1 protein-coding gene is annotated in these 259 nt (G+C 42.1%); it reads left to right on the forward strand.

Translation table 11 applies throughout. The features are described 5' to 3' along the window. The coding region (locus tag VJI94_RS08500) for a hypothetical protein (protein WP_324009049.1) at window positions 1-250 on the forward strand (250 nt) is incomplete at its 5' end. Between the last annotated feature and the right edge of the window lie 9 nt (window positions 251-259).

Genomic DNA, 259 nt, shown 5'->3' on the forward strand with positions numbered 1-259 from the left:
TTTTTTCGATCGAAGAAGCCCAAATCCGCAAGTCAGTCACGGTGTCATCAGCGTATCTCATCACGGAGAGTTTGTATATACTCAGTCATCGAGCGACTCTAACAGTCCTGTAAGTCAAGAAGGTAGTGACGGTGCGTCTATGGAAGATTTTCAAGCGAACACAGCCGATCTGACGCAGGTGTCAGAATACTTATTGGAGCCTGTAATGACTTCGGATATAGATATAGCTAATTTTCACTTTAGCGAATAATAAATGTAA

This window comes from Parvimonas sp. D9 (assembly GCF_035282565.1).
Lineage (GTDB): Bacteria > Bacillota > Clostridia > Tissierellales > Peptoniphilaceae > Parvimonas > Parvimonas micra.